The following is an 18,941-nucleotide window of genomic DNA, read 5'->3' on the forward strand; positions in this document are numbered from 1 at the left end:
TTAGCAGGGAAACCTCTTAGTTACATTCTATTCCTTCAGCGCGGATGAAGGGTGCTGTACAGGCCGTCCCGCAGTACGATCCCAGCGCCAAGGGAAGTCACGCCCCTTCAGATGCAGGCCGCCGTACCATTCATCGATACTTTGCAGCTGTAGCCGGTCGGATGCTCCGTTCAACACCTGCTCTCCCCATCCAGTCAGCGTAACGCTGCGGTGCAGGAATTCCGGTAACTCCCTGTAATCTGTCAGCTCTGTTGCACCATCGATCTCAAGCAGAGGCCTCTCCCCGGCTGTAAGTGTGCGCAGGACCTTCCAGTATTCCGTATCGCCCATGCCAAGCCGGTGCAACTCATCCGTAACCTGACGGAACAGCTTAAGCGGCGTATCCATACCGCCAGCTACAGCTTGGAGAGTGGTCTGTTCGACAATACCAAGTCCATTTTCTACGGAAGGCAGGCGGGAGAGATGGGCCATGAAGGCATCATAGGCAAAAGCAAGCGCGCCCCCCGCCAGCTCCTCCCGCTTCCCCGCAAGCAGATCCGCCAGCTCGCGGGGATCGGCAGCCGCGTATGCCTCCCACAGCAGGCTCCCCAGCTCCAGCTCCTTGCGGCCAATGTTCCGCCAGGTTCCCTGCAGGGTGCTAAGCTGGGCTTCCGTCAGCTGTCCCAGACCATGGAACCGCTGAATCCCGGGGAATTCTCCGATGCAGAGCAGGCTCAATTTCGTGTTGCCCAGCTTTTGCCCATTGAACCAGTGTAATAGATAGGCCAGCATACTCTGGTCAAACAGATCATGCTCGAACCACAGCACCACCTCATCATACTGGCGGAATCCGCTAATTCTGCGCTCCTGCTCCTCGCAGCCTGCCCGATATTCATCCGCCGGAATGCCCATCGTGGCCTGTAGCACCTCAGCCCGCAGCAGCCGATTCTGCTCTGCCGCCGGATCGGTGAAGACCGGCCCCGCCGAATAGATCTCTCTCCACACCAGCACCTCCCCCTGGACAATTCCCCGTTTCAGCTTATCTCCCACCGTATCACCATTCACAATATGCAGCATACGTGCTCCCCCTTCATGTAACAGATGAAATGCAGCAGCCAGATCGGCAACAGGTAAAGCGCCCTTCAGCTTGCGTCTGCCGTCATATAGCCTTTTCTTCAGCGTAGCGGCGGGAAGACCCAGATACACGGAAATCTCCTGAAGCGAATACCCGTAGAAGTAGAACAATTGCAGCGGTACCCGCAGCTTAGCGGACAATTCCGCCACTGACTTGTGCAGCACCTGTGTCCATTCCCGGTATTCAACAATCTCCTCCGCGCCGGGGGATGACCCGGCAACCTGCTCCGCTGCTTCCAGAGGCAATATTGTCTCTGTCTTGCGCCGCAGCAGCCGGTGGCATTGCCTGACCACGATCGTTTTGAACCATCCCGGGAACGCGGCCGGCTCTTGAAGGCTGCCAAGATTCATATATGCCTCCAGCAAGGCTTCCTGCACCGCGTCTTCCGCGAGCTGTACATCCCGGAGCATATCGTAGGCCACTACGTAAGCCATCCCCCGCACATGCCCGCTAAGCTCCCGGAAGGCTTCGGCATCGCCCTTCTGCGCTTGTTCAATCCACTGTTGCATCCGTCTACCGAACCTCATTTCTGTAAGTGTTTATCACGTTACATTACTAAGTGCCATCAAGGGAGAAAAAGGTTACAAATAAGGCTTAAGAAGAGATTTGTGAACACTCGTTATTAATAAAAGCGTCCCGCAAGCCGTGAACTGGCTGGCTGGAGCGCTTTTGTTAATTAAGCAATGAATTCGGGCGGAATATAGTCCGCGAGCCAAATATTATGATTTCCGTGGTAGAACTTGATTCCTTCCTGTGCGGCCCGCCCGGCATCGATGGTTAAGATTACAGGACTTGAATCCTTGCGCCCTCCCACCAGCTTGGCTGTAGCCGTATCCACCGAGAAATGAACATACTGCCTCTTCATTGGTTTCAGTCCTTCGTGCAGAATCGTCTCTACCCACTCCCTGGCTGTTCCGTGGTACAAAATAGGGGGCGGCGTTTCAGCCTGCTTGATTATTTTTTGCGGGACCGAGTGACCATACAGTGCCCTTATTCTGCCCTCCGCAAGCTCATGCCGCTGCTTATCCGATGCTGCGATCATTTTGTCCAGATCCTCTGCACCGACTGTTTCCCACTTCTTGTCCTGATGCAGCGCGTGGAGCAGCTGTTCAATATCCACCCACCCCTGTTCATCCAATTCCAGTTCATATTCCCACGGCGCATGACGCAGGGCGTAGGAGACCTCTTTGCTGAGCTTTGCATAATCCATCGGGTTTAGTCCTCCATAGTCATTTGGGATCATTAGTTAGTTGCCGCAATCATCGATTGTTACAAGTTTAGCCTAGTTTAGCATATGTGAAGCTTCAGGTATAACCATGCGCAAGAGCATCCGGGGTTCCATCGGCGGGTTCCCTCGGGGTGGGGCTCCATCTGAGGCTCCATCGGCTACGAAAGCGGACTGACATTCCGCTATTTCCGCTAATCCGGCGGACGGACTGACATTCCGCTATTTCCGCTAATCCGGCGGATATATGAAATACGCGGACTCAGAAGCCGTTATTGGGCTGGATTCCGCTTATTAGGTGCCGTACAGGCAGGATAACGGAATCTGTGTCCGGTTCAGCTCTAAAAAGAGACATTTGGGCCGAATAACGGAATCTGAGTCCACCACACACTTCTCAGCTATGCATTATAGAGCATTCTAGCTAAGCAGCTATCTCAGCACTGACCTTAAACTAATCCGGTCTCTGTATAGCTCAGGCAAGGGAGCCGTCGCGGTACAAAGATCGTGGCGGATGGGGCTGTGAGCGCACGCAAAAAGCCGCCCCTCTAGGGGCGGCCCCTTGCACCCGTCACTGTACATTACTTACCTAACCATGCTCCACACGGACCCTGCCGCTGGGCGGCCGGGCTTCCTGCCTGCTGCAATGCTCCTTGCTGTACCGGAGCACGCTGAGTTGTTACCGCAACCTACATGTTGCAACATACCCGCTGCAACCGATGCCACTCCGCAGTATACGCCACCCGCTGCTGCTTATCAGCGACGGCTGCACGAGGCGGGCTGCGCACCAGCCTTAACCCTTACTGCGCAATCTGCTCGCGGATGTTCGCGAGGATCTTCTTCTCCAGCCTCGACACCTGCACCTGCGAGATGCCGAGGCGGCTGGCGACTTCGGACTGGGTCTGATCGCGGTAATAGCGCAGATACACGATCAGACGCTCGCGCTCGGTTAGCGCACCGATGGCCTCATTCAAGGCCAGCTTATCGAACCAGCGCTCCTGCGACTCGTCGGCGATCTGGTCGATCAGCGTGATCGGATCGCCGTCGTTCTCGAAGACGGTCTCGTGGATCGAAGTCGGCGGCTTGTTGGCCTCCTGGGCGAAGACGATTTCTTCGGGCGTGACGCCCAGCGCTTCGGCCACTTCACCGATGGTCGGGAGGCGGTCGAGCGTTTTGGACATCTCATCCTTCATCTTGCGCACCTTGTTGGCCATCTCCTTCAGCGAGCGGCTGACCTTAAGCGTGCCGTCATCGCGGAGGAACCGCTGGATCTCACCGATAATCATCGGCACCGCATAGGTGGAGAACTTGACCTCATAGCTGAGGTCGAATTTATCAACGGACTTCAGCAGTCCGATACAGCCGATCTGGAACAAATCATCCGGTTCGTATCCGCGGTTCATAAACCGCTGCACCACCGACCAGACGAGGCGGATATTGCAGTTGACCAGCGTGTCGCGGGCCGTATGGTCCCCTGCTTGACTGAGCGCGATTAGACGTTTGACCTCCGCATCGTCCAAATAGGTCGGCGGAGCTTTTTTTGATTCTGCTTCCATGGCTCCAACCCCTAATTGTATAAAGCTTTTTTCGAGACGATGGTTTTCTTCATGGAGATTGAGGTTCCGCGTCCCGGTTCGCTGATAACCTCGAATTCATCCATGAAATTCTCCATAATGGTGAAGCCCATACCTGACCGCTCCAGCTCCGGCTTCGAGGTATACAGCGGCTGCTGGGCCAGCTCCAGATCCTCAATGCCCCGGCCCTTATCCTCAATCGTCAGGTGCACGGTCTCATTATCGAGTGAAGCGGATATACTGACAACGCCTGCGGGATCACTGTCATAACCGTGAATAATACAATTGGTGACGGCCTCCGAGACTACCGTCTTCAGGTCATTCAGCTCCTCCATCGTCGGATCGAGCCGGGAGACAAAGGCAGCCACTACCACACGCGCGAACGATTCATTCTCCGACAGCGCAGCAAACTGGACACTCATGAAGTTACGGGCTTCGCTACTAGTCATAACGCGACCTCCAAATCCGAGAGTGCAGCGCTCTCGTTGTCATATAGGGGCATGATTTTGAACAGGCCCGACATTTCCAGCAGGCGCTTCACTGGCGCTGTGGCATCGCAGACTGCCATTTTGCCGCCCTTACTGCGGATCAGCTTGTACCGCCCCAGAATCACTCCGAGACCCGAGCTGTCCATGAACTGCAGCTCCTTCAGACTCAGGATCAGATGCTCCACCTGGCCCCGCATAATTGCTTCATCCATATCCATACGTACATAATCGGCTGCGTGATGGTCCAGTTCTCCGGACAACCGGACAATCAGCACACCCCGGTGATGCTCCATCTCCACATGAGAATTCATGCTTGCCACTCTCCTCTTCGTTGCTTGGACAACCGCCCTGTAACAATTCTTTCCCCTACAAGGACAAGGTTTCTACACCGCAATTGAGGATTCCTGCCTCACGACAAAACTAGAAGAAAACCCCTAAGAACTTACACAAAGCCCCTAGTTCAATCTACAAAAAGGAACAAACAAGCTTGAACCGGCTGCGGCCTTAATCCTTCGTGAACATAGCGCCTGTTGCCCGCTTAAACAGCTTCCACCAGCCCGCCTTAGCGATTGGCTCGCCTGCCTTCAGCTCATATTCCTTCAGGACAGCGGTTCCCTGGTAAACCACCAGCTTGCCGACCGTCTGGCCTTCGGCCACCGGAGCCTTCACCTGCTCATTCAGCACAAGCTCGTGGCGGATGCCCTCCTGGGTCACTCCTTTGCGGAGCAGGACACTATAGTCTTCCTTCGCTACCAGCGGCAGCTGTGACTTCACGCCCTTCTCAATCCTTACCGTGCCGATGGTGTCGCCTTCCTTGTGAATCGTATGCAATTTATATTGGGAAAAGAGGTAGTCAAACATCGCCGAGACCTCGCTGTTGCGGGTCTTGGTATTCGGCTCGCCCAGCACAACCGCTACAGCGCGCAGACCGTCTCTGGCCGCCGTCGCGGACAGGCAGAATTTCGCCTCGGACGTATATCCCGTCTTCAGTCCATCCGCCCCCGTGTAGAACCGCACCAGCTTATTGGTGTTGACCAGCCAGAACGGCTTGGTGGAATCCTTGCGCAGGTAATCCTGATAAGAGCCGGTGTATTTGATAATCTGCTCATGCTTCAGCAGCTCCCGGCTAATGACGGCAATATCATGCGCGGAGGAATAATGATTCGCAGCCGGCAGGCCGTTACAGTTGGCAAAATGAGTATCCTTCAGGCCCAGGTCCTGCGCCTTCTGGTTCATGAGATCAACGAAGGCACTCTCCGAGCCGGCGATTTTCTCCGCCATCGCTACGGAAGCATCATTGCCGGAGGCCATCGCGATGCCCTTCAGCATATCGTCCACCGTCATTTCCTCACCCGGCTCTAAGAATATCTGCGAACCGCCCATCGATGCCGCATACTCGCTGGTCCGCACCTTGTCGGTCAGCTGCAGTCTGCCCTCGTCCAGCGCCTCCACGGTCAGCAGCATGGTCATAATCTTGGTGATACTGGCCGGCGGAAGTTTATCATGGCTGTTCTTCTCATAGATGACCGTGCCCGTGCTGGCATCCATAAGAATGGCAGAACGCGCCCCCGGTGCCAGCTCCGCAGCCGCCCCTCCGGCATTGCCGGAATTTGCGGTGCCTTTGGCTTTTTCCTCGGCCCAGGCTCCTGTAGCGCCTCCCAGAACCGACACAGCAATGCACAGCACAAGCGTTACATAACGAATTTTCCTCACAATGGTTCCCCTCCTGAACTTAACCTTCATTTCACAGGTACTGTGTTCCAGTTTCGTCAGAATGGCAGGAAATTATTCCATTTCAGCGCAGAAAAAAAGAAGCCTCCCAAGGTTCGTCACCGATCCTTAAGAGAACTTCTGCTCAGGTTAGATTGGATTAAATGGTCAGCTGACGCTTCTGGACACCGGACGGCTCCCGCCCTTATGCCCGAGATAGAGTCTGGAGAGTACCGGAGAGCGCACAGCCCACATGGCTACGAGCAGCGGCACGCCCACCCCGATCAGTGTAAAGGGGATCAGCCCGTAATCCGCGCCAAGCAGATATTTCAGGCTGTAATTCAGCGGCAGATGCAGGTACATGATCGCAATAGAGTTGCGGCCCAGGCTGCCCATCCAATCAAGCGGAACAAGCTGTACCAGCCGGTACACCCCGGCGCAAATGGTCAACGAGACCAGCAGCGGAACCGCGAGATCCAGCACCAGCGAGGTATACTCCTTGTATTTCATATTCAGGCTGTATTGAATGACACCCGTCCGCTCCAGCAGCAGTACAAGGCCGCATAACGGGAGCAGCACCAGGAGCGCCGAATAGCGGCGGATCAGCGCAGGGATCACCTGTTTGCCGTAGAAGCCAATGGCATAATAAGTGATGGCGAGCAGCGACACATCTATATTCCAGGGGAGGTTGAAGTTCTTGAGCGTGGTAAGAGAGATCACATGAGAGAGGAGGTAAGCAGAGGCAATAAGGAGAAATTGGATGCTGCGGGAATAACGGACGATATATCCGAACAGCAGCTGGGTGAACAGCAGGCAGGTGATGAACCAGAACACCCCGTAAGGACCCGTAAGCGACAATCCCCCGTAGAGCAGCCTCGCCACATTCTCTGCGAACCCCTTAAGATTCAGGTTGAACACTAGCAGCACTGCCGCAATCAGGAGTCCGTAGGCAAAATAAGGAGTCATCAGCCCCCGTGTCCGCTTCACCGCCCAGCGCAGATAACGTCCGGGTTCGACCGGCTTAAACAGCAGCCCGCTTAACATGAAGAACAAAGGCATCCGGAACCAGGACAAATAATGGTTCGCTGCCGCATCGCCCGAGTGGCCCATAACGACAAAAATAATACTGAATCCCTTGGCGGCATCAATCCATAATTCGCGTGGTTTATTCACTGTCTCCTCCCATCTCCTCCCATATCAGTTGTAATTTAAAGTAATTATAAAAGGGTTTGCTTTTATTTTCAAACTTCGATGAAACATTTCAGTGGTATTTCTGAAAGAATATTCCCTTAACAACGGAGCAGACTCTGTAAAAATAAGTCATTCTGCCTAGATGGGGGACGCTGTCCTATCCGGCCTACAAATAGGGCTAAAGTCCGGCGATGTTGCCGGTGACGTAGCGGGCAGGAAAAGCGGCAGGTAGGGTGCAGAAAGCAGGAGGCGGGAGGCCGAATGTAATCGGTTTTTCGATTACATTTAGACCACGCGCTTTCGCAGCGCCGAATGTGATCGGTTTTTCGATTACATTTGGACCACGCGCCTCCGTAGTGGCCGAATGTAATCGGTTTTTCGATTACATTTGGACCACGCGCCTCCGTAGCCCCGAATGTGATCGGTTTTTCGATTACATTTGGACCATGCGCCTCCGTAGCCCCGAATGTGATCGGTTTTTCGATTACATTTGGACCACGCGCCTCCGTAGCGCCGAATGTAATCGGTTTTTCGATTACATTTGGATCACGCGCCTCCACAGCGCCGAATGTGATCGGTTGTTCGATTTGGTACTGGAGGCGCTGATTAATGAGTACCAGGAGTGTTGATTGGAAGGTGGGGAGCGCTGAGCACTTAGTGCCGGAGGAAGCGTTAAGCTGGCGGAGTGTGGTTAGTCCGGAATTGAATTGCGTGGTTCGTGCGTTAGAATGGCGTAGCATCAGTAGCCTGGCATCAGTAGCCTGGCATCCAGCAAAAGCAAGGGCCACCCGCTGCCGGATGGCCCATAATATAGCTTAATACAGATGACAGGCCACCTGATGGCCTGAATCCAGCTCCCGCAGCAGCGGCGCTTCCGACTTGCAGCGGTCCATCGCATGTGGACAACGGGGGTGGAAGGCACAGCCCGTGGGCGGTGTCTCCGGGTTCGGAACATCCCCGGTCAGGACGATGCGCTGCTTTTTCAGTCCCGGATTCGGTACCGGAACGGCAGACATCAGCGCCTGCGTATAAGGATGCAGCGGCTTTGCAAAGAGCGCCTTCGTCGGCGCAAGCTCGACAATCCGCCCCAGGTACATGACCGCCACCCGGTCGCTGATGAACTTGACAACCGACAGGTCATGCGAAATGAACATATAAGTAAGGCCGTATTGCTCCTGCAGATCCTGCATCAGATTCAATACCTGAGCCTGGATGGAGACATCCAGTGCCGATACCGGCTCATCGCAGACAATGAACTTCGGATTCAGCGCAAGCGCACGGGCAATCCCGATCCGCTGCCGCTGGCCGCCGGAGAATTCATGGGGAAAACGGTGAGCCTGATAGGGGGACAGGCCCACCACCTCCATCAGCTGCTCGACCCTGCTTCGCAGCTCGCCGGCGGGAGCCGATCCGTGGGTACGGAGCGGTTCCTCCAGAATGCGCTGGACAGTCCAGCGGGGGTCGAGCGAAGCATAAGGGTCCTGGAACACCATTTGCATATCGGTACGAAACTTGCGGAGCTGCTCGGTATTCAGGCTGCGCACATCGGTTCCGGCGAACATAATCTCGCCTTCTGTCGGCTCAATCAGCCGCAGAATAGCCCGTCCGGTGGTCGACTTCCCGCAGCCGGATTCTCCGACCACCGCCAGCGTCTCTCCTTGCTCAACGGATAGGGTAATGCCGTCAACGGCTTTGACTGCACCGACCTGCTTAGAGAAGAAGCCTTTGCGGATCGGATAATGCTTTTTCAGATTACGGACTTCCAGTAATGTGGTCATAGAATCCCCTCCTGCTGCAGGATACAGCGGCATGTATGGCCCGGCTGCACTTCAAGCAGCTCCGGGAGCTGCTCCCGGCAGCGGTCCACCGCTACAGGACAACGCGGCGCGAACCGGCAGCCGGGCGGCAGACTGGCCGGATTCGGCACCTGCCCCGGAATCGAGCTGAGGCGTTCCTCATCCCCCGCCAGCTGGGGCAGGGAAGCCAGCAGCCCTTGCGTATACGGATGCAGCGGCTGGCTGTACAGAGTAGCCACATCTGTCTCCTCAACAATCTGACCCGCGTACATAATAACAACCCGGTCACACATCTCGGCAACGACTCCCAGATCATGTGTGATCATCAGGATCGACATGCCCTCATTCTTTTGCAGATCCCGCATCAGATCAAGGATCTGCGCCTGAATCGTCACATCCAGCGCTGTCGTCGGTTCATCGGCAATGAGCAACTGGGGACTACAGACCATCGCCATCGCAATCATTACCCGCTGCCGCATCCCGCCGGAGAGCTGATGGGCATACTGCTGGGCAATCTTCTCCGGGCGGGGAATTCCTACCTTGCGCAGCATCTCCACCGCCCGGGCGTCGGCTTCCTTCTTGCTCAGCTTCAGATGATAACGGGCGGATTCGGAGATCTGGCGCCCGATCTTGAACACCGGATTCAGCGAGGTCATCGGCTCCTGAAAAATCATTGCAATCCGGTTCCCCCGGATGCTCCGTACCTCTTTTACCGACATCTCCAGCATATCCTTGCCCTCAAAGCGGATTTGGCCGGAAGCAATCCGGCTGATCCGCTTAGGCAGCAGCTGCATGATGGAGAGTGAGGTGATGCTTTTGCCGCAGCCGGATTCACCGACAATGCCCAGCGTCTCTCCCTTGCGCACTGACAGACTGATGCCGTCCACCGCACGGATCGTACCCGCCGCTGTCTGGAACTCGGTGCATAGCCCTGATACCTCCAGCAGTTCTGTCATGATTGCATCTCCCCCAATAAAAACTCCCCACAAAGTGATGTTTTGCTTCGATGATTACTCAGGTACTTTGCGGGGGCCCCAAAAAAATCCCCACAAAGTGATGTTTTACTTCGATGATTACTCAGGTACTTTGCGGGGGCCCCAACTAATTATTCCTCTTCTTATTGCTCTTCTTCCACGCCCAGATATTTAAGCGCCGTCAAAGCATAGACCTTCGCACACTGGATAATCTGCCAGACGGGAGCCTTCTCGTTAAAATTATGAATCGTTGACAGCTCGGCCGGGCCATATTGCAGCACCGGAATGTTATGCTTGCGGAAATGGCGCGCATCGCTGGAGGCCCATTGCAGCACACCGTAGGCTTCTTCGCCGCTTACCTCACAGATACTCTCCACCAGATCCTTGACCACCGGCTCCTCATTAGAGGTCCAGTTGGCATTGCCCTGGAAGCCAAAGCCCTTGACCTCGGATTCAATGCCGGCTTCAAGCAGCAGGGAGCGGGCACGGTCCAGCACATCCCGGTAGTCTACCCCGAAGGGTACACGGGAATCGACCTGAATCGTGCAGCGGTCCGCCACTACGTTCACCTTGGTTCCGCCCTGGATCGTTCCGATGTTCACTGTCACATGGTCGAATACCTGATAGGCAAGGGAATCTCTTTCTTCGCTGCCTTTCACATACTCCTGCGAGATGCGGATAATCTCCCGGACTTCCTCGGGAATGTCCACTTTGATATCCCATAGCCGCTGTAAGGCTTCAATCCCTTTGGCTGCCTTCACAATCGCACTGTCTCCAACCACTGGCGACAGGCTGCCGTGACCCGGTGTGCCTTCGACGGTGAATTCGAACCAGCAGCTGCCCTTTTGCCCGATGGTCGGGTTCAGCGGGCCGGAAGGCTCGGCAATCACCGCAGCGGTTCCGGTAATCAGGCCGCGCTCCAGCACCCAGGGAACTCCAAGATGACCTCCGGTCTCTTCATCAGGCACGATCAGCAGGGACAGATCCCCTTGCAGCGGAACGCCCAGCTTCGACAGCAGTGCAGTGACGTAGATTAACCCGGCCAGCCCCGCTTTCATATCCGAAGCGCCTCTGCCCAGCAGATAGCCGTCCACAATATCGCCGCAGAACGGATCGAAATCCCAGCGCGAGCGGTCTCCCGCCGGAACGACATCGGTGTGTCCGCAGTAGATCAGTTTTTTACCGGTGCGCTCTTCTGCTCCTGCGCCCAGTGTGGACACCAGATTGAACATGGTTTCAGTCGCCGGATAGATCGAAGTATCGATCCCGGCTTCCTTCAGATAACTAATAATATAAGCGCTGATCTCCCGCGAATCTCCCGGCGGATTCTCCGAAGGGAATCGGATCAGCTCAGAGCACAGCGCAAGCAGCTCCTCCTGCCCGGCATCAATGGCCTCCAGTACCTTGCTTTTCCAGTCCGTCATGGGTTACGAATTCTCCTTTGTGACCCCGCTTCCCTGCATGCAGCAGGCACAGGGTCCTGTGAATTTGTGCAAAGAGGGACAAGCCTGGGGCCTGTCCGCTCTCTTTTAGCCAAACCTGCTTATTCTGTAATCGACAGCGGATAGAAACGGATCACTTCATCCGGGTAAAAGGCGTAGCCGCTGATCTTGTTGCTCATACCGACAATGCGGTTATATTCGTAGAGATACGCCCAAGGTGCTTCTGTCGTGATGATCTCCTGTGCCTGCTTGTAGAGCTCTGTGCGCTTCGCCGTATCTGTCTCCAGGTTCGCCTGCTCCCACAGCTTGTCTACTTCAGCGTTCTGGTAGTTGATATAGTTGGAAGAGCCCTTGCCGTACAGCAGGAAGCCGAGGTGGTAGCCGGGATCATTGACGAATGAAGTCCATTTAGAGATATAAGAGGTCAGATTATTGGTCTTCTGCTGCTCCAGGAACTGGGCACGGGCCAGCTTGTTGATCTTCATGTTGACTCCGATTTTGGCCAGCTCAGCCTGGATCAGGACCGCATCATCTTCCCAGTCATCGAAGCCGGAGCCCAGCGTGAAGTCGAAGTCAAAGCCTTTCTCGTAGCCTGCTTCCTTCAGCAGCGCCTTGGCCTTGTCCAGGTTGTACTCATACACATAGCCTGCATCGGTGAAGCCTGGTGTGTTGCTCGCTACCGCACTCTTCATCTGCTTGGCCTGGCCGTACATGACCCCGCTCAGCAGCTGATCGTAAGGAATTGCATAGTTGATCGCTTGACGGACTTTTACATTATCGAACGGCTTGACCTTGTTGTTCATGGCGAAGAACAGAATCCGGTTACTCGCATTGGAAGCGACCGTCAGCGCCGAATTGCTCTCCAGCGTGGATACATCCTTCGGAGGAATCTCAATCGCCATGTCTACATCGCCCTTACCCAGCAGCAGCACGCGGTTCGAGGCTTCCTTGGTGAACTTCAGAGTTACCTTGCCGAGGCTTGGCGCACCCTGCCAGTAGCTATCATTAGCGGTGAAAACAGCTTCAGTAGCCGGGTCCCACTTCGTAAGCTTGAACGGGCCGGAGCCGGCTGCATTCGTCTTCAGGTAGTCTGCACCCTGTGCTTCCACCGTCTTCTGGTCCACGATAGAGAAGGTGTACATCGCCAGAATCTGCAGGAAATTATGATTGGCATTCGTCAAGGTCACTTCAACAGTCGAAGGGTCTTTTACCGCAACCGATTTAATGGAAGCCATGCCGTAGAGGAAGCTGCCGGAGCTGGACTTCGCCACACGTTCAAAAGAATACGCCACCGCCTCGGCATCCACCGGATTGCCGCTCTGGAAGCTCACGCCGGATTTCAGCTTGAACGTATACACCGTGTTGTCAGCATTCACTTCCCAGCTCTCTGCGAGCATGGGCTTGATATCTTCGGTATTGGCGATGCTGGCGCCATTCTCGGTCTTGATGCCGTAGGTGACCAGCTGATCATAAGCGGCCAGCACAAGCGTATCGGAGGTCAGATCATTGGCTTCCGCCGGGTCGAGCGTGGTGCCGCCCTCGGAATAGGCCACCGTCAGGTTCTTTTTGACCGGGGCTGCGGTTGCTGCCGTATCTGTTCCCGCCGAAGTGGCAGCAGGGGTCTGCGGATTGGCGCTGCTGGCGCATCCGGCAAGCATGATTGAAAAAGCGACGAGTGTGGACAACAGTTTAACTTTTTTCATCGGTAATTCCTCCCTTTTCTATATCCTGCCTGCATAACAACTACTTGTGCTGCTGATGATTGTCTGCCGCCCTGCGTTCCAGCTGACATTAATCTATCTATCTTTATCAGGGATGGGGCAGCCTTGGGGGATTCCCCTGCTACGCCTCATTTCCCCGAACGCAACCGCGGGTCAAGCACATCCCGGAAGCCGTCTCCGAGTAAGTTGAAGCCTAAGATAGAGGTGGCAATGCCGAGGCCTGGAAAAGTAACCAGCCACCATTGCCCGGAAATGATATATTCCCGGCCTTCAGAGATCATCGCGCCCCATTCGGCAATCGGGGGTCTGACCCCCAGCCCCAGGAAGCTGAGACTGGACGCGGTCAGGATGGCGAAGCCCATCCCGAGCGTAGCCTGCACCATTAGCGGAGCCAGGGCATTCGGCAGAATGTGGCGGTACAGAATGACTCTATCCTTCACTCCAATGGCGCGGCTGGCCTCGATATACTCCTTCTCCCGCAGCGAGACCGTCTGGCCGAACATCAGCCGGGCGAATTCGGGAATGCCGACAATGCCGACGGCGATCATTGCGCTGCTGAGTCCGGCGCCTATCGAGGCCGCAATCGCCATCGACAATACCAGTGAAGGGAAGGAGAGCAATACATCCATGACCCGCATGATGATGGTTCCGGTCCGGCCGCCGTAGTAAGCGGCAATCCCGCCCAGCGGCATCCCGATCAGAAAGGAGATCGAGACCGCGATCAGGCCGGTCCAGATGCTGATCCGTGCGCCGTACAGCACCCGGCTGAGAATATCCCGGCCGAAGTTGTCGGTTCCGAACCAGTGGCTGCCGGAGGGCGGCTGCAGCTTGCTCGCCATATCCGTGACGAACGGATCATGCGGAGCCAGCCAAGGGGCGAAGATGGCTACCATAGTCCAGATCAGGATGAAGGTCAGCCCGATGGCCGCCAGGCGGTTGTGCAGCAGCAGAGATAATAGGGTCCGGGGCTTAGCCTGTGCGGGCTTCGCCGGGCTGCCCTGTGCTGAATGTGCTGCAGTGCTCACAAGCAATCTCCTCCTTTCACACAAGCTGTTCTATTCATAACGGATTCTCGGGTCGATGAACCCGTAGATCAGGTCGACCGCCAGGTTAATTCCGCAGTAGAGCACGGCACTGACCAGGGTGAACGCCTGGATCGGCGCGTAATCCGCCGCCAGTATGGAGTCGGTGACATAGCCGCCGATTCCCGGCCAGGAGAAGATGGTCTCCGTGATGACCGCACCGCCCATCAGGAAGCCGAACTGGAGTCCGAGCACCGTTAATGTAGGAATCAGCGCATTGACCAGCGCGTGCTTGTAGATGACAGCCGATTCCCGCAGCCCCTTGGCCCGGGCGGTGCGGACGAAGTCCTGATCGACCACCTCCAGCATGCTGGAGCGGGTCATCCGGGCGATGATCGCCATCGTGCCGGTACTGAGGCAGATCGCCGGAAGCAGCAGATGCGCGAGACTGCTTTTGAGTGCGGCGGTATCTGCGGAGAGCAGACTGTCCAGTACGTACAGCCCGGTGATATGCACCGGCGGGTTAAGATCCCCGCTGATCCGTCCCATTGGTGCCGGTGCCCAGCCCAGAATGGAGTAGAAGATATAGATGAACATCAGTCCGAGCCAGAAGATCGGCACACAAGCACCTATCAGGGAGAACACACGCGAGATGTGATCCAGCAGGGATTCCTTACGGGTAGCGGCCACAATGCCTACCGGAATGGCGATTAGAACGGCAATCAGGATGCTGGCCAGGGTCAGCTCAATCGTAGCCGGGAAGCGTGAGGCCAGATCGCTGGCGACCGAATGTCCCGTGTGATAGGCATAGCCGATATCGCCTTGCAGCAGCTGCCCGATGTAAGCGAAGAACTGGATATACAGCGGCTTGTCCAGCCCCATATCCTGGCGGATCTTGTTCACAATCTCCTCTGGAGCCTGCTCTCCGGCCAGCATAATCGCAGGATCGCCCGGCAGCACTCTCGACAGAATGAAGGTGATGACGATAATGCCGAGCAAGGCTGGAATCATCTGCAGAAGTCTTTTTAATGTATAAGCAAACAATGAATCAACCCCCTTACGACTTCGACTGCTGTGCCTCTGTGACGGAATTACGCTCTCATGTCAGGTAATGCGTGTATGCTTTGTCTTATTAAAGTGTTGAGCTAATTCTACATAGAATTTCACAGTCACTCTACGTCCCGTTCAGCTAAAAAAATGCACAACCGTTTGTCGATTGTGCACTATCAAGGACTATGAATGTTAGATTTACTCACACGACATTCCAGAAATCTTCCAAAGCGCCCTATTTTTCCTGGAGGTAGTAATAAATCAGGCACAAATGACAGACGAACTGCTCGCGCGGATCATTCAGATCGAAGCCGGTGATATCCCGAATCCGCTCCAGCCGGTATTTGACGGAGTTGCGGTGGATATAGAGGCTGTTCGCTGTCTCAATCAGACTGCCCCGGCATTCCAGATAATGATAGAAGGTCAGCAGCATATTGCTGTCATGCTCCTGGTCGTATTGCAGCAGCTTGCCCAGCTTACGCTCGAACAGCCGCTCGAATCCGGGACCGCCAAGCCCCTCCAGCAGATGATAGACCTCCATCTCTTCATAGCGGGTGATCCCGCCGGGACCTTGTCCCAGCCTTCTGGAGATGGACAGCGCTTTGCGCGCCTCGTTATAGCTGGTGTGGATGTCCCACAAATATTCCGAGGTGCCGATACCGCAGCGGTAGCTGCTTAAGCCTTCGTTCTTGTCCTGCAGCCAGCCGTCCAGCGTCTTGTCCCACGGCTCCTCTGCGTCACCGCCCGGCGTGAACCTGCGCCCCTCCTGCGTAGGCAGGAACAGCACCGCCCGGCTCGAACGGTACTCTGCGTGCGGTGTGACCCCGCGCTTCTTCGCCTCCCGCTCCAGCAGCCGGTTCACCGTCTCCTCGCTCGGTGCCGTCTCCCCTTCGATGACGGCCACCTCCCACTTGTGCTCCGGGTTCATCCCGAGCTGGCGGGCCCGCCGCTGGACCTCATGTCTCGACGGCAGCGGCGGAGTCAGCAGCTCATCGATGAAGTTGCCGCGCAGCCGGAATTCCGTATCTTCGGCTACCTTACGCCGCATCAGTTCAAGGGCAAAAACAAGCCGGGCCTGCTCTATGCCCACCTCTTCCATATCATCGAGCCGCTCCTTGTGGACGAGCAGCCGGGCAACCGTCCGGCGGTCCACATGGATGTTCCAGCTCAGCGGTGCGGCGCTCTGCGCCCAGTCATAGTCTGCCGGTGAGGATACAATAATCTTCCGCTCCGTATCCACGAGTGCCACCGGGGCCTTAAGGAACTCCGCCACACTATCGCTGACCGCCTGAATGCCGCTGTTCTCCAGCACCATGGTGGTCAGCGTGCGGTAGACCTCCTCCGCCCGGCGCAGCAGCATAGCCTGCCGTCCCAGCAGCAGCTCCATCACCGGCTGGGTGATATCCGTGTACGGAATCTCGGGCGGGATCTCCACAATCGGCAGACCGCAGGCATTGCTGGCCTCGATGGCCCCCTGGGGGATCTCCTTCAGAAAGCGGGCCGGCTTGATCGCCAGCGCCGCTGCCCCCAGGTTGTCGAGCGTGTAGATCACCTCGGTCAGCAGTGAAGGATCATGCCGGATTGAATAGGCTGTCGTCAGCAGCATCACCCCTTCGCTGATCCAGCCCTTCAGATCCGGAACCTCCATAATATCGACGAACCGCACCACCCGGTCCAGCCCCTGCTCCCCGCTGATGACCTTCGCTTTCCCAAGAACCGAGAGCTCCATTAGCTCCCGTAGCGTAATTCCTCGTGTATTCACCCTTCCGCCTCCCTTTGCTGTCTTCAGTATTTCATGATTTTTCCTGAAATATGCTATATCTCTGCCGCCAGCCACTTTTTGCGTTCCCGCTAGTTTATCAGAGATTCCTGCCGAGCCACAGGAAATTCGTATCCAGTTGGTGATATTTTCGGTGTGAAAACGCATTAGGAAGAAATTGGATGGTGGTGGATGCGACGGGAGCGGTTGCTGGGGGAAGGGGTTAGTAGCACTAGGGACAGAGATAGGGGCGGCAAATTGGAAAATGGTGAGAGAGGGAGGTAGGGAGGCGGGTCAGAGGGATTTATCCCTTTAATTATGCGCAGCGGGCGCGTTTCTCCGCATTCAGAGGGATTTATCCCTTTGATTTCGAGCTGCGGGCGCGTTTCGCCGGATTCGGAGGGATTTATCCCTTTGATTACCAGCGGCGAGCGCGTTTCGCCGAATTCAGAGGGATTTATCCCTTTGATTACGCGCGGCAGATGTATGCAGATATGTTACCTATGGCTAAGTGCTCTAACCAATTTAGTACTCTACACCTTCTGGCTATTTCCCATTCTATAGCGCTGCATCATACTCCCTATGTACCTGACCAACTATAATTCACCTGGTTACTCTCCTCACTAACTGTTCTATTCAGCACAGCTAACCACAACGATTCAACAGATCTTTAACTAACTGTTCCCTAATTTGTCTCCCCTCCCATTCACTGAACACATGAAATGCCAAATGTTACTCAAAAGATACTCATCCACGCCGCCCCACTCTCCTGCTTCCCCAAAGCTCTCCCCGCCAATACTCCCCTCATAGTCAATCTGCCGAATTCAGGGCACTTGTGCTCCTCCAATCCCTAAACAACAAATAAGCGTCCCCCGGCCTGAGCCAGGAGGAACGCTTTGAAAAGACCAGCTATTAGTTTGCCACACATTGATTTTCACGCATTATTTGCCACACATTGCCTACACACGTAGTCTGCCCCACACTTAGAGCAACAGCGAGTTTCAACAAATTGCAAAACCGTCCAACACAAGGCTAACTACGAGCGATGCACCTCTCCCGCAGCAGAAGCTCCCGTACCAGAGGCTGACGCAGCGGCAGCGGCCCCGAGGCAGAGAATCGGATCGAACGCGCGGATGCCCAGCCGCTCTTCCAGCTCCGCCGCCAGTCCGATGGTCGCGAAGCCGGTGCAGGCCAGCACCAAGACTTCAGCACCGCGTTCCACCAGCCGGGCGGCCCCCGCCAGCGCGCCTGCCCGTCCGGCAGGCGTGCCCAGATCCAGCGTGGTCGTCACGCCATCGGGGCGGTCCATGCCAATGTAGGCCCCGCCGAGAATACCGCGGATGAGCGGCGGCACCTCTTCCAGGATCGTCAGCACGCCCACCCGGTTGCTGTAAGCCATAGCCATATGGGCCGCGCAGGAGCCCGCTCCCAGCACAGGAACATTCACCACTGCCCTGGCTTCCAAGAGTGCCGGATCGGCAGCACAGCTGATGCCGATAGCCGTGCATCCCTGCTGCTCCAGTTCCCCGGCAAGCCTTATAATCTTCGGAATGGATTCCGCCTCAGTCTGCGCATCATACACACCCCGGGGCTGATCCGGGATGCAGCGGCTCATCACCGGCAGACCATACCGCCGCTCAATTAAATCTCCATGTAACTGGATTGCAGAGTTCTCCTGCAATGTAATGACACGTATGATTCCAAGCATCCTATCTCCTCCTGACCGCCTTGATTTAGATGCTGCAAAAGCATAACCAGCCACCCTATTTCAGCCGTAAACAGCAATAGCAGCCGGAAATCCAAAGGTTCACTACAGTGGCGATTGCACCCACCGTCCAAATCTGTGGTGCGGCTTATTTAACCTTGCAATCAGCAGCT

The 18,941-nt window shown here is 55.8% G+C and carries 15 protein-coding genes; all 15 read right to left on the reverse strand.

Annotation, left to right across the window (positions count from 1 at the left end; all coding sequences use genetic code 11):
* Nucleotides 1–27: 27 nt before the first annotated feature.
* The 15 genes from NSS83_RS08025 to NSS83_RS08095 all read right to left on the reverse strand — a co-directional run bounded on the left by NSS83_RS08025 (nucleotide 28) and on the right by NSS83_RS08095 (nucleotide 18,771).
* Entirely contained in the window at nucleotides 28–1,623 is a 1,596-nt protein-coding gene (locus tag NSS83_RS08025) for a sigma-70 family RNA polymerase sigma factor (RefSeq protein WP_341184901.1), read from the reverse strand.
* Nucleotides 1,624–1,790: 167 nt separating this feature from the next.
* The gene (locus NSS83_RS08030) at nucleotides 1,791–2,324 is read right to left on the reverse strand and encodes an RNA 2'-phosphotransferase (protein WP_341348003.1); all 534 of its coding nucleotides are present in this window, start codon (nucleotides 2,322–2,324) and stop codon (nucleotides 1,791–1,793) included.
* An 812-nt stretch (nucleotides 2,325–3,136) separates the two neighbouring features.
* Nucleotides 3,137–3,892, reverse strand: a complete 756-nt coding sequence (gene sigF, locus NSS83_RS08035; protein WP_209984211.1) for an RNA polymerase sporulation sigma factor SigF — start codon at nucleotides 3,890–3,892, stop codon at nucleotides 3,137–3,139.
* An 11-nt stretch (nucleotides 3,893–3,903) separates the two neighbouring features.
* Nucleotides 3,904–4,359: an anti-sigma F factor gene (gene spoIIAB / locus NSS83_RS08040; protein WP_036698265.1), complete on the reverse strand. Its 456-nt coding sequence runs from the start codon at nucleotides 4,357–4,359 to the stop codon at nucleotides 3,904–3,906.
* On the reverse strand, nucleotides 4,356–4,709 hold the full coding sequence (gene spoIIAA, locus NSS83_RS08045; protein ID WP_042138682.1) for an anti-sigma F factor antagonist: 354 nt from the start codon (nucleotides 4,707–4,709) through the stop codon (nucleotides 4,356–4,358). Before spoIIAA ends, spoIIAB begins: the two co-directional genes overlap by 4 nt.
* Nucleotides 4,710–4,902: 193 nt before the next feature.
* Complete coding sequence (locus NSS83_RS08050; RefSeq protein WP_341184899.1) at nucleotides 4,903–6,111, reverse strand: D-alanyl-D-alanine carboxypeptidase family protein; 1,209 nt, start codon at nucleotides 6,109–6,111, stop codon at nucleotides 4,903–4,905.
* Between the two features lie 165 nt (nucleotides 6,112–6,276).
* Complete coding sequence (locus NSS83_RS08055; protein WP_341184898.1) at nucleotides 6,277–7,281, reverse strand: acyltransferase family protein; 1,005 nt, start codon at nucleotides 7,279–7,281, stop codon at nucleotides 6,277–6,279.
* An 833-nt stretch (nucleotides 7,282–8,114) separates the two neighbouring features.
* The gene (locus NSS83_RS08060) at nucleotides 8,115–9,077 is read right to left on the reverse strand and encodes a dipeptide ABC transporter ATP-binding protein (protein WP_341184897.1); all 963 of its coding nucleotides are present in this window, start codon (nucleotides 9,075–9,077) and stop codon (nucleotides 8,115–8,117) included.
* Nucleotides 9,074–10,051, reverse strand: coding sequence for an ABC transporter ATP-binding protein (locus tag NSS83_RS08065; protein WP_341184896.1), 978 nt, complete (start codon nucleotides 10,049–10,051; stop codon nucleotides 9,074–9,076). Before NSS83_RS08065 ends, NSS83_RS08060 begins: the two co-directional genes overlap by 4 nt.
* Before the next feature lie 161 nt (nucleotides 10,052–10,212).
* Complete coding sequence (locus tag NSS83_RS08070) at nucleotides 10,213–11,493, reverse strand: ArgE/DapE family deacylase (protein WP_341184895.1); 1,281 nt, start codon at nucleotides 11,491–11,493, stop codon at nucleotides 10,213–10,215.
* 119 nt (nucleotides 11,494–11,612) lie between these two features.
* Nucleotides 11,613–13,214 (reverse strand): ABC transporter substrate-binding protein, encoded by a 1,602-nt coding sequence (locus tag NSS83_RS08075; RefSeq protein WP_341184894.1) that lies wholly within the window; start codon nucleotides 13,212–13,214, stop codon nucleotides 11,613–11,615.
* A gap of 146 nt (nucleotides 13,215–13,360) precedes the next feature.
* Nucleotides 13,361–14,182, reverse strand: a complete 822-nt coding sequence (locus tag NSS83_RS08080; protein WP_341185258.1) for an ABC transporter permease — start codon at nucleotides 14,180–14,182, stop codon at nucleotides 13,361–13,363.
* Between the two features lie 105 nt (nucleotides 14,183–14,287).
* Entirely contained in the window at nucleotides 14,288–15,298 is a 1,011-nt protein-coding gene (locus tag NSS83_RS08085) for an ABC transporter permease (protein WP_341184893.1), read from the reverse strand.
* Nucleotides 15,299–15,539: 241 nt separating this feature from the next.
* A complete protein-coding gene (locus tag NSS83_RS08090; protein WP_341348004.1) occupies nucleotides 15,540–17,066 on the reverse strand; it encodes a PucR family transcriptional regulator ligand-binding domain-containing protein in 1,527 nt (508 codons plus the stop codon).
* A 1,033-nt stretch (nucleotides 17,067–18,099) separates the two neighbouring features.
* Nucleotides 18,100–18,771, reverse strand: coding sequence for an aspartate/glutamate racemase family protein (locus NSS83_RS08095; RefSeq protein WP_341348005.1), 672 nt, complete (start codon nucleotides 18,769–18,771; stop codon nucleotides 18,100–18,102).
* Nucleotides 18,772–18,941 lie beyond the last annotated feature (170 nt).

The sequence above is a fragment of the Paenibacillus sp. FSL H3-0469 genome (assembly GCF_038051945.1).
Taxonomy (GTDB): domain Bacteria; phylum Bacillota; class Bacilli; order Paenibacillales; family Paenibacillaceae; genus Paenibacillus_AQ.